The 11,301-nt window shown below is 52.7% G+C and carries 9 protein-coding genes; 1 reads left to right on the top strand and 8 read right to left on the bottom strand.

Annotated features, from left to right (window positions below; genetic code table 11):
• Positions 1-59: 59 nt before the first annotated feature.
• The 4 genes from M3200_RS02735 to M3200_RS02720 all read right to left on the bottom strand — a co-directional run bounded on the left by M3200_RS02735 (position 60) and on the right by M3200_RS02720 (position 6,243).
• A complete protein-coding gene (locus M3200_RS02735) occupies positions 60-1,796 on the bottom strand; it encodes a DUF2357 domain-containing protein (protein ID WP_022382007.1) in 1,737 nt (578 codons plus the stop codon).
• Positions 1,780-4,368 (bottom strand): McrB family protein, encoded by a 2,589-nt coding sequence (locus tag M3200_RS02730; RefSeq protein WP_022382006.1) that lies wholly within the window; start codon positions 4,366-4,368, stop codon positions 1,780-1,782. The genes M3200_RS02735 and M3200_RS02730 overlap by 17 nt, the downstream gene beginning before the upstream one ends.
• Positions 4,369-4,845: 477 nt before the next feature.
• Positions 4,846-5,319 (bottom strand): MlaD family protein, encoded by a 474-nt coding sequence (locus M3200_RS02725; RefSeq protein WP_022382005.1) that lies wholly within the window; start codon positions 5,317-5,319, stop codon positions 4,846-4,848.
• 66 nt (positions 5,320-5,385) lie between these two features.
• Positions 5,386-6,243, bottom strand: a complete 858-nt coding sequence (locus M3200_RS02720) for an arginase family protein (RefSeq protein WP_022382004.1) — start codon at positions 6,241-6,243, stop codon at positions 5,386-5,388.
• 69 nt (positions 6,244-6,312) lie between these two features.
• On the opposite strand from M3200_RS02720, the gene M3200_RS02715 reads away from it, so the two are divergent.
• Entirely contained in the window at positions 6,313-7,128 is an 816-nt protein-coding gene (locus M3200_RS02715) for a MerR family transcriptional regulator (RefSeq protein WP_022382003.1), read from the top strand.
• A gap of 263 nt (positions 7,129-7,391) precedes the next feature.
• Here the strand turns inward: M3200_RS02715 and M3200_RS02710 are convergent, their stop codons facing one another.
• The 4 genes from M3200_RS02710 to nrdG all read right to left on the bottom strand — a co-directional run.
• Positions 7,392-8,015 (bottom strand): ECF transporter S component, encoded by a 624-nt coding sequence (locus tag M3200_RS02710; protein ID WP_022382002.1) that lies wholly within the window; start codon positions 8,013-8,015, stop codon positions 7,392-7,394.
• A gap of 267 nt (positions 8,016-8,282) precedes the next feature.
• Positions 8,283-9,140 (bottom strand): hypothetical protein, encoded by an 858-nt coding sequence (locus tag M3200_RS02705; RefSeq protein ID WP_022382001.1) that lies wholly within the window; start codon positions 9,138-9,140, stop codon positions 8,283-8,285.
• A gap of 110 nt (positions 9,141-9,250) precedes the next feature.
• On the bottom strand, positions 9,251-10,534 hold the full coding sequence (locus M3200_RS02700) for a DEAD/DEAH box helicase (protein WP_022382000.1): 1,284 nt from the start codon (positions 10,532-10,534) through the stop codon (positions 9,251-9,253).
• 161 nt (positions 10,535-10,695) lie between these two features.
• A partial coding sequence (nrdG, locus tag M3200_RS02695) for an anaerobic ribonucleoside-triphosphate reductase activating protein (protein ID WP_288178095.1) occupies positions 10,696-11,301 on the bottom strand: 606 nt, incomplete at its 5' end.

Genomic DNA, 11,301 nt, shown 5'->3' with positions numbered 1-11,301 from the left:
TTCATCCCCCAAATTTCCGTGAAGAGCCTCTTTTTCTTCTTCTTTTCCTTTTATATCCCCTATATCGACTCTATATATTTCTCCAGCAGATCCGGGAGTTCTTCGTTGCCTGGGAGGCCCGGGGCGAGGGGTATGAACCGCAGGCTGTAGTCTGCGTCGCTTCTTCCGGGGATTTCTTTGGGGAAGACGGCCCAGACTTCTTTGACGGGGCGGCTGTCTCTGAGAGAGGCAGCTTCTGTCATATCGCGGTAGAAGCGGGTGTTCATGTCGCGGTAGGCGTTGAATTGTTTCCTGATGCTGTAGCTTCTGTTTTCGTCCTGCCAGAGGAAGAGGACGTCTCTGTATTTGAAGTCGGCTACGAGGGAGCCGTAGTAGAGGCCTTCTTTGTAGTAGTCCATCCTAAGGTCCGGCTGCCTGTGGGAGTTGTTGGTGTAGAGGGGCGCTTTGTCGCGGCTGGTGTCGGCGGAGTTTCCGGGGACGATGCCGTCGTAGACGAGGCGGATTTCTGCGTTTTCCCGTTTCAGGCGAATTTCTGTGCCGGATTCAAGGCTGGCAAGGCGGTACTTGCCTTCTTCTTTGAGGACCTCGACGCCGTCTTCGAGTTCCCAGCCTTTGGCCATGAGGGCTTTGATGAAGCGGAGGAAGCCCCACATTTCATAGAGCTTATCGGTCCTTTTCCACTGGAACTGGTAGAAGGAGGAAACGTCAAGGCTCGAGAACGGGTTCTCAAGGTTTTTGTAGAGGCGGTAGAGGACGGAGTATCTGGGGTCGCGGAAGACGGCCATGGGCATGGTTTCGGGCATTTCGCCTTTTGTTTCTTCATACCATGGCGCAAGCGTAACGCGGCGGATGCTCTGCCTGAGGAGTGTCGCGCGTTTCCTGTAGTCGATGAACTGCGAGAGGGCTTTGACGCCCATGCGGTATTCACGATCGCGGGAGAAGCGGGCGATTTCGCGCTGGCGGTCTTCGAGGCGTTCTACGTGGCCGTCGATTTCCTTGATGAAGGTGAAGAGATTCTGGTCGAGTTTCATGAGGAGCGCTTTAGCGAAGCGGTTCTCTGCGACGTCCCATGTCATTTCCGTGTAGAGGGCGGGCGTCGTTGGTGCGCCGGCTCTGTCGTGGAAGTGCTGGGGCCGGATGTGCGGCTCGGTACGCCTGTCGCCCAGCGTCCTCACATGCTTCATGCGAAGAGCCAGTCGCGAATTGGCCGTGCGGGCGAGTTCGTCCAGTACGTTCAGCACCACGGGCGATTCGTCGCGGATGGTGTAGAAGCGGAGCAGCATTTCCGTATTGACGCCAAGCGCCCCTTCGAGCTGTCTGGAAATATGGATATTGCGCTTCATGAAATCGAAGGAGAGTGTCTTGATTTCCTCGACGAGCTCATCCCTCATTTCCTGCCAGCTCTGCTTTTCCATGTAGCGCGGATTGATCTCGAGGATCCCGTACCACGCGCGGCCTGCGCCTTCGACGGTCATAACGTAGTAGCCCGGGACGAGCGGGAAGTCCTGCCCGGCAAAGAGGAGGATGTCCTTCTTCCCTTCGGGGAGGATGTACGTCTGCTCGGATTCCCTCTCCTGCCCCGGAAGCGTCACGATGTCGAGGCCGTCCATGGTGAAGCGGAAGCCCGCAGGCGCTTCGAAGCGGAGGAATATATCCTGATTCTCCGTCAGGGCAAGGGCGGCAGGGAAATGGCCCGTCAGCCGGTCAGGGTCTATCGTGAAGCGCCTGGCGGAAATGATCCCTTCCTTCTTTGTCTCAAACGTGAGGGAGAATGGCAGTTTAGATCGTGTAATCATAGAGCTTCAGCTCCCCGGCTTTGATCTTCAGCACACGCTTCGACTCTTCGAAATTCGAAAGGTCGGAGAATTTCTCAAGAACGGCAGGAACTGTGCCCTTGAGCTCGCCCTTGTCGTTCAGCGAAAGGAGTATCGAAAGCTGCTGGGAAGAGCCGCGGAGCTTCGTCAGGATGCGCTGGACGACTTGGGAGTCGATGCCTTCCTTCCTCGAGAAGCCGAAGCCTTCGGGGATGTTCTCCAGGTACCTTCCCATCTGGCGTGCCACGCGGAAGCCGATGCCGCACTGGATGCCGCTGTCGCGGAAGGCATCATTCAGCGCATCGAGGAGATCGAGCTCGCGTTCAGTGAGCCCCAAGCCTCCGCGGACGCGGAATGTACTGAACATCTTCGCGCCGATTTCATCATAGCGGGCTCTCTTCCGTCTTTTGAGGCCCATGAGGTCCCTGAAGCGGCCCTGATGGAGCGTGATGACGTTCGCGCGGTCGAGAATCTTGTCGGAGAAATGGTACGTCGATTCATCGACATTGACCGTGCCCGTGAAAATGACGTTCGAACCGACAGTGATGTCTGCCGGGTAGCGGTCGCCATTGTAGAGGCGCGGTGCGAGCGACGGATTGTAGAGACGGATGACTGGATTTCCTTCCTTCTCGAGCGCGGAAATGAATTGCGCGAAATAATGCTCAGCGCGGGCGAGGTTCATTTCATCGAAGCACACGATGTAGAGCTTGTCCGTATGCTGCGAAGCATCGATCAGAAGCTCGGCAAGGCCCGTGTCGGCGCTCCTGTAGACGAGATTCTTCATGTCGACATAGCCCAGGATATCGCCGTCGTCCATCCAGGACGGGCGGACAGGGAGGAAACAGATCCTCTCTTCCGGGATCCCGAGTGCTTTGCCGTAGAGGCGGACGAGGCCGGACTTGCCCGTGCCGCTCATGCCTGCCAGGATGACGAGCCTGGAGGATTTGACGGAAATATGGAAATTGATGAGATCCTTCTGGTTATAGAGAAGGCCGGCGCGGCTGGCGGTGTCCGTCAGGCGGTCGATGAAATCCTTCTCCGTGAAAGCGGGCGCTTCGTCCCTCTTCCCGTTCTTTCCCTTCGTTTCCTTGGCCGTCGTTTCCTGCTTCGGTGCTTCCTTCACGTCCTTGGGTGCTTCTTTTGCGGCATCTTTGGCCGTTTCCCTGGGAGCCTCTTTCGGCGCTTCCTTGGCGATTTCCTTCACCTCTTTGGCAGCAGGCGCTTCCAGTTCCTTCACCGGACCCTTTCCTGCTTCCAGAAGCGGTGCTTCCTTTACCTCGCCGCGGTTCTTGTTATTTTCCTTTTCCTTTGTTTCGTTCTTGTTCTTATCACTGCGGCGGGTGCTGGCAGCAACTTCTGCCTTCATGACCTTCTGCGCCTCAGCCTTCACCTCTGCCTTTGGTTTTGGATCAGCCTTCGGTGCGTCCTTCGCCGGTGCTTCCTGACGGGGCGCTTCTTTCCTGCCCCTTCCCTCATTGGCACGGCGCGGCTTCTCGGCATCCTTCAAGACCTCATCGGCCTTGAACTCTGCCTTCAGCTTCTTGCCCTCCTGCGCTTCCGGCATCTTCTCAAGCGGCTTCTTCCCCTTGAGATTCATCTTCCGGATCACATCGAGCACACCCTCGCCCGTTTCCTCATCCCGCTTGCCATTCAGCAGCTGGAAAAAATCGTCCTTCGTCACGAAATTTCCCTCCGACATGCCGAAAGGATTCACCTCGACACCGCTGTCCTTCAGGATATCCTCATTCTCAGGCACCGGACGGAGATCGCGGCGAAGATCAGGGAGAAATTCTTCTGGAACAAACCAGAGCGGACTTTCCTCACAGCGCAGAATATGCGAAAGGATTTCCGAATTATTGACATCGACAAGGCCATAACCCAAAGGGCCGTGATTTCTTACACGGAAATACGCCCCGCCCTCGCCGATCACCATCGAATCGAAAGCATCATCATGAAGCGGAGCGAAGACAACCCACGGCCCCAGCTTCCCCTCGAGATTTTTCGTCGCTGCTACAACCAACTGCGGACGGACGTCATTATTCCAGTTCCGCTTCGAAAGCCCCGGAAGCGGCTTCCCTGACATGATATGATGGCAGAACTTGTTGATATCCCCGCCGAAAACAGGCTGGTCGATCGTCCCGAAAGCTGGCACTGGATAATAATTCTTATCCACATCCATGAAAGGCGTCCGCCCTTCCTTCGTCATGTCGTCCAGGACAAAAAACTTATTACTCCGAAGAGCCGGCGTAAACGTCACAAAAGAGTCCCCATACTCCTCCATCAGTTTCGCGAGCGCCTGCTCCTCCGTCTGAAATGAATTGAAGCCGAAACCAATCCGGCTCATAAAACCAGTGAACCCGAACTTCTCCGCCTCCTCGAAGCCCTTTGGCAGCGGTGAAACCGGGTCAACAAAAAACCGGTAATCCTTCATCCCCGCCTGCGGTGCCGATCCCTTTACGATCGCACGCACACGGCCGAGCGCCTTGCCATCAGCCTGTCTGAGGGAAAGATGAGGATTATCCGGGCTTGGAAAAAGCGCGTTATAATTCGCCATATGAATTTTCCTTCCTTTACTTAAATACGCACGAAACCGACACGTTTCGTACTTTGCGGGCCAAGCCCTCATTTATTCACGGCAGCAGGGACCGCGAAATCCCCGCCTTCGACACTGCCACCCAGTGCCGCCGCGTCTCCCCAAAGGGAATGTATACAGAATTCCAAACCTTTTTAGAATTCTGTTATTATTTTAGCATAATTGAATACGGTTGACTAATAATAAAGAAGAATGGGGAAACGAAATGAGGCGGGCAAAAGGGCCGTAGGCCGGTCTTGACCTTGCCCTGGAAGGGAAGGTGTAAACGGATACAGCATTTCCTCGAGCGCAGCGAGGTTTAGCTGTCCCCGTAAGGGGAAAGTGGCGCGCATGCGCCGAAAGGGGTTCATTTCCCAAAGGAGCGGCCGTATGTTTTTCCCCACAAAAAAAGAGCCATGAGAACTCTCTCCCTTTTCATGGCTCTTCTCTAATTTATTTTTAGTTCCTCATTTTATCTATATTATCTTTCGTAGTTTCTGCTGATTCTATGAGCTTCTGGGCCTTGGCGATGATCTTGTCCATGCGGTCGGACTTGGTCTCGTAGATGACGTCGCCGCTCTGGAGGTAGCCTGCGCCAGGATTTCCTCCGGAAAGTTTGACGTAGGTGTCGCCTACGACGCCGGTGCTGGAGGTGCCTACGGTGCAGTCTTTTGGAATCAGAGCCTTCTTCTTGATCTGGAGTGTCAGGATGGCCTTGCCGTCTTTCACTTCGAAGGAGTGGACGCGGCCTACGCAGACGCCTGCGTAGAGGACGGGGCTTTCATCCCGGATGCCGCCGGCATCGTCGAAGACAGCATCGACGCGGAAGTACTGGTCGCGGAGGCGCTCGATGGGGTTCAGGAAGAGCCCGATCAGTCCTATGACGACAATCCCAATGAATGCGAACATACCGATCCTTGATTCTCTTGACATACAGCGCCTCCTTTCCTTTTCTTTGTATTATACCCTATACGGGCGAAAAGGAAAAAGGAAGAGCCGTCAGCCGAATATCTTCGTCCTCTTCATGAGCTCTCTCATCTGCATGGCGCTCCATGGCATGTATTCGGCGATGGTGAAGCCGACGAGGTCGGTTTCTTTGCTGATCTTCTCGATGAAATCCCAGACGGAAGCGCGTTTCATGTGGCCGGTGGCCGCATTGTACGGAATCGGTCCGAGGGCCGGGTTATTGAAATAGGTCGCATAGAAATCATGGGGATCCATGACGTCGCAGTCGAGGTGAAGGGCGATGTGTTTGATCCCGTTTTCACGGATCCAGGAAATGGCTCCCTCCGCGTCGAGCTCATTTCCCTTGGCTGCCGCATAAGAAACGCCGAGCCGATCAAGTTCCGCCTGTTCCACATCGACCCCGCCCTGCATGCCTTCATAGCGGACCTGTGACGGTTTCAGCGTTTTCCTCACGAGTCCGGAGAGCTTCGGATCCCCTGCGCCGAGAAGATTGGCCAGGACCATCGCATGCTCATTTTCATAGATTTCCGGGTTGGAAATATCCGGATGTGCATCGACCCAGAGAACGCCGAGGTCGTCATACTTTTCATTCAGGTATGCAAAAGGCGCCTGGGAAACAAGGCAGTTCCCGCCAAACGTAATGATCTTGTCCGGCGCTTCCTTGTCGATCGCGCTTACCGTATCCTTCACCTGCTGATACACAGCGCTCTGCGCTGTCACGCCGTTTTCCCTTTCGAGCGGTTTAAAATCGTCCGGGACAGGAATCGTGATTTCCTTCTGCCCTTCCTTCTTCGGAGCAATCACCTGCAGTATCTTCGCGCCGAAATAATAGACAGGATTATCCCCTGCCTGCCAGTCCGGAACAATGAGACGAATCGTTTTCTTTTCCATATAAATACCTCTTTATTACTTTTGCCTAGAGTATAATGTCTATAGTAAGTATAGAGTCAAGGAGGAATTATGCTTTCCATAGGAACCATGGCCGCCCTCCGCGGCACGAGCGTGCAGACGCTCCGCTTATACGATAAAAAAGGCCTGCTGCCGGCCGCCAGAATCGATCCGGATAGCGGCTACCGATACTACACGAATGGTCAGATCTTCCTTTTCCAGACCATCCGTCTTCTCCAGCGCACAGGGATGAGCCTTGCGGAAATCCGGGAAACCCTTCAGAAAGATCCCGTCGATCTCCGGAGCCTCTGGGACAGCCAGGAAAAAGCCATCCTCCAGAAACAGCAGGAGCTCCATGAAATGGAAATCATGGTCCATCAGCAGCAAAAGCAGCTCGAGGAGGCATCCCTCATGCAGCAGCACGCAGGAAAAGGACCGTATATCAAACGCGTAAGCGCCACGCTCCTTTCCCTTCCGATCGAAAAAGAAGGCATCACCCCGAAAGTGGAACCCAACGACGCCGTCAGCCTCCTCTCCCTCCATATCATCCCCGCCCTCTCCTACGGCTTCCTCTTCCCGAGAAAAGGCTACAAAGACCTCTCCGAAATCATCTACTCCCACACCATCAAGAAAATAGAATCCATCCCGCAGTCCATCCCCGAAGACCTCACGCTCATAAAGGCAGAAGAAAACTTCCTCGCCATCGACTTCATCTGGTCCAGAGAAAACTACCTTTCCTACTACTATTCCCTCCTCGATGCCGCCAGAAAACAGCACCTCAAACTTGCCAGCGTTGCCTATGAAATCTTCTATCCCCTTGACTTCTATAAAGTAGAAAGCGGCAAACGCTTCATCGCAGAACTGGGAACCAGGATCGTTGGAAAATGAAAAAGAGCTGTGACAAAATCCGTTAAAACGCTGCTTTTTCCTTTTCTCGAGCGGAGCGAGGTTTAAGGGTGTTAACCTTGCTCTGAAAGGAGAAGGTGTCAGCGTAGCTGACGGATACAGTAGTTATCGAGCAAAGCGAGGTTTTGAGGTTTTCAGATAGAGTCGATAAATACATTTGTTAGATAACCCTCTGATGGCATATTCCAATAGAAAAAGGAGCTGTGGCAAAATGATTGCACATTTTGTCACAGCTCTCTTTTTAATTACTTCAATTTCCATCCGGATTTCTTGAGTGTCATGACAATCGGTACGACGATGATGCCGGATACGAGTGCTTCCGGAACACCGTTCATGCCAACAATGCCAAGAATCATAGCGCCGACTGCTTCGACGGAAATTCCTCTGGCTGCTGCATAAGGAGCGCCGACCAGGAGGAAGAAGGATCCGAGGAAGAGGATCGTATTCGTCAGGGAACCTGCAACAGCTGCAATGCCGGTGCGGAGCGCCGTTCCGCAGGGAAGACGGCGGTAAAGTGCCCATACAACGAGCGCGATGCAGATACGCGGCACAATGCAGATGAATGCGTCATAGAGCACACTGTACTGCAGGGCGAACTGCATCAGAAGGCTTGGCGCACGAAGCGTCTGCACAAAAGAAAACAGCCCGAACAGGACTCCGACGACGACACCGACCTTTGGTCCGGCTACAATCGTTCCGATGATAGTGGGAATGTGAAGGATCGTCGCATTCATGACGATCAGCGGGATGAACCCGTACCCCGTGATTCCCAGGAAAATGGTGATCCCGGCTAAAAGCCCTGAGATCGTGAGTTCTCTGACGCTCATGAAAGAGCGGTACTCCTGTGGCGGCTGACTGATTTTTTCCATATTGAATTTTCCTCCGTTCTTACTCCTGCTCAGATATAAGCCGTATAAATTTAGGGGATATACCAGCTTTACTGTCCAGTTCACTACGTGATACCAGCCTTGCAAATCATTCGTAAAGCCTCTTTATCCGCCATTAGTTATTATAGTGAGACAGAACCTGTTGTCAACCTTTCGGCCTAAAAGAAATTTTCTATGACTACAGGTCTTAAATTACAGAAACGGACTCATGACAAAAGAAAAACGGCGCCGCGTGGGCGCCGTAAAACTTTATTCCTTGAAAATCCAGTTTGTGAGCTTGTCTGCTCCCCAAATGGAAAATCCGGTCAGCCAGAGGTCGGAAAGGTACGGGAAAATGGAAAGATAAGACGGATCGCCATACGCTCTCCAGGAACCGGTCGACGGAAGATGCGTCGAAATGATGAACGGGATGAAGGCAAGCATCAGCCAGAATACAGCGGTGAAGATCGTCTGCACGGCTCTCCTCCCCTTCGATCCGTCAAACTGCGTAAAAAGATAGATGCCAAATGTCATCATGGCAAGCGCTATCTTCATCCAGAAGGAAATCGTCATGACTTCCATCAGGAAAAGCATGCCGGTAAAAGGATCGAGACGCGTTTCCCCTATGGCAAAGAGAACGACCATGGAAATAAGGAGCGTCCCCGGAATAAGCCCTGTAAAGAAAGCGGAAGCAAGCCAGCGGTACTTGAGTCCCCCTTTTTCTTTCAGGGAGTGGTACAGGGCTGCCAGCATATAATCGATTGGAACCGTGATGAAAGCAAAGAAGAGCAGTACTAGAAATACACCGATGCCGGTCGGGATCGGATTCGTTTTCCATGCAATGTCTGCTTTCGTCAGATAGTTCCAGAATACAACCACCTGCACGATGACAAGAGAGATCCACACAGGAAGATGGATGATGCCTCTTGCGGGACCCACTTCTGCGCCATAGCCTTTATTCTGGATGACAAAGAAGAAGAAAGGAAGAACCAGTCCCAGAAGCCAGTAAGCGCCAAGGCCTGCCGACAGGGAAAATCCGGTATGAGCAATGAAGCCGCCGATTCCCCACGGGACAGTCAGTGCTGCCATCCACAAAGGCTGCAGCCAGAATTTTTTATCTTTAAACATACTATCACCTCAATGGTATTATTGTATCACTAATGGGAAAGCCTGAAAAAGATCAAACGAAAGGAGGGTGCGGCGGCACCTGCCGGATGCATCCTCCTTCATTGGAGTATTTACTTTTTCTTTCTTCCCCTTGTGCCCTTCTGCGCAGGCTTGTCCTTTCTCTTCTGGCGCATGTTCTTGCCCTTATGGCCGAGAGCTTTGTGCTCCTTGCTCTTTGTAGGCTTGTACATGCCGGGAATGACGACCTTCTTGGCAGGTTTTCCCTGTCTGACGCGACGGACATTGCCCTTCTCGTCATAACGGGTGATTGTTTCGGAAATGGACTTTTCAAGTTTCCTCAAAAGAAGTCCGTCTTCCGGAATGGCATAGGTAATAGCGATGCCGGATGTGCCGGCTCTTCCCGTACGTCCGATTCTGTGGACGTAGTATTCCAGATTTCTCGGGATATCATAATTGAATACGTGCGTGACGCCTTCGACATCAAGACCGCGTGCCGCAATATCTGAAGCGACAAGGACCTGGATCTTTGCCTTTTCAAATTCGCGGATAACCTGGTTCCTCTGGCTCTGGCTCATGTCGCCATGGATTTCATCGACGACGAAATTCGTTTCTTCCTGCAGCTTCTCAGCGAGCTCATGCGCGCCTTCGCGCGTGTTGCAGAAGACGACTGCCATGTACAAGTTCATTTCATTCAGATGCTTCAGGAGCAGTTTGAACTTGTGCGGTTTCGTCGTTTCATAGACTCTCTGGTCGACGGTGGATGCCGCTGCCTTCTCCGCAACGTCGATGTAGACGGGCTGGTTCATGTACTTCCTTGCGAGGCGCTTTGCGTCATCAGGCATCGTTGCAGAGAAAAGGAGGACCTGACGCTTCTTCGGTGTTTCATCAACAAGCGCTTCGATATCTTCCCTGAATCCATTGGCAAGCATCTGATCTGCTTCATCAAGGATGACTGTCTTTACATTGGACAGATCGAGGCTTCTTCTTCTGATATGGTCGAGAAGACGGCCAGGAGTGCCGATAATGACAGCCGGATCGCGTTTCAGCTTGCGCAGCTGGTTTTCGATCGTGCGTCCGCCGATGATGTCAGCAGCGTCGATATCGAGCTTGATGGCAAAGGGGCGCAGCACATCAAAAATCTGTCTGGAGAGTTCTCTCGTCGGCGTCATGATGAGGACCTGCGTCGTATTCTTTTCTGTATCCACTCTCTGGATTACAGGCAGCAGGTAGGCAAGCGTCTTGCCCGTACCTGTCTGGGAACGGCCGATGACATCCTTCCCCTTGAAAATGGAAGGAATGGAAGCCTCCTGGATCGGGGTCGGCTTCACGATCCCCTGCAGTTTCATGATATCTGTTAAAGCAGCACTCACGCCGAGTGCGGTAAATGCGTTCATATTTCCTCCTGTCAAACAAAGACAAACATTTTATTTATTATACCATAAAGGACTTGTGACCTGCCTTGCATGGAAAATGCCATCTTTGACAGGAGGCGAGCACCTTCGGGCTGTGACAAAATGTGTAATCATTTTGCCACAGCTCCTTTTCAGTTGGTAAATCAGATCTTCGAGTTCGGGGACATGCTGGTGTCTCTCGGATCCCACGGGACGACGGTGCCAGAAGCCAGGCTCTTCTGCACGTCGATGGTTCTCTGGTTGGAGGAGCCTTTGAAGAGGAGGGTGACATCCTTCTTTTCAAGGACGAATTCACCATCGACCAGGACGTCGATGCGTTTCAGAAGTTCCATAGTTTCAGGCATCTTCTTGGCAAAGTTATCAAGGAGATCCCTGTCATAGAGGTAGCCGGTGAAGCACCAGAGGTTCTTCTGCGGATACATTTCCTTGAAACGGGTGACAAGGGAGAGGAGCGCCTTCTGATTGGCCGGTTCCATCGGTTCGCCGCCGAGGAGGGTGAGGCCTTCATAGAATTCCTGTCCGACTTCCTTCAAGATGTAGTCTTCAGTTTCTTTGGTGAAAGGCTTTCCGTAGTTGAAGTCCCATGTTTCCTGGTTGAAGCATCCCTTGCAGTGATGGGTGCAGCCGGAAACGAAGAGAGAGAAGCGGATGCCGGGGCCGTTTGCAATATCATATTCTTTGAAATTGGCGTAGTTCATGTTGATTTCCTTTGAAATGTTGGAATGAAAGAAAGAAAAAGGGCGGCGGAC

The sequence above is a fragment of the Dialister sp. CAG:357 genome (assembly GCF_000435155.1).
Classification (GTDB): Bacteria; Bacillota; Negativicutes; order Veillonellales; family Dialisteraceae; genus Dialister; species Dialister hominis.
Note: the sequence above shows the minus strand (reverse complement) of the source record. Positions and strands in the feature narration are given on the sequence as shown.

Coding starts and splice junctions, on each gene's coding strand:
- M3200_RS02710 (WP_022382002.1), bottom strand. CDS start 8,015: ATGGAAAAAATCAGTCAGCCGCCACAGGAGTACCGCTCTTTCATGAGC.
- M3200_RS02700 (WP_022382000.1), bottom strand. CDS start 10,534: ATGAACGCATTTACCGCACTCGGCGTGAGTGCTGCTTTAACAGATATC.
- M3200_RS02715 (WP_022382003.1), top strand. CDS start 6,313: ATGCTTTCCATAGGAACCATGGCCGCCCTCCGCGGCACGAGCGTGCAG.
- M3200_RS02705 (WP_022382001.1), bottom strand. CDS start 9,140: ATGTTTAAAGATAAAAAATTCTGGCTGCAGCCTTTGTGGATGGCAGCA.
- M3200_RS02730 (WP_022382006.1), bottom strand. CDS start 4,368: ATGGCGAATTATAACGCGCTTTTTCCAAGCCCGGATAATCCTCATCTT.
- M3200_RS02725 (WP_022382005.1), bottom strand. CDS start 5,319: ATGTCAAGAGAATCAAGGATCGGTATGTTCGCATTCATTGGGATTGTC.
- M3200_RS02735 (WP_022382007.1), bottom strand. CDS start 1,796: ATGATTACACGATCTAAACTGCCATTCTCCCTCACGTTTGAGACAAAG.
- M3200_RS02720 (WP_022382004.1), bottom strand. CDS start 6,243: ATGGAAAAGAAAACGATTCGTCTCATTGTTCCGGACTGGCAGGCAGGG.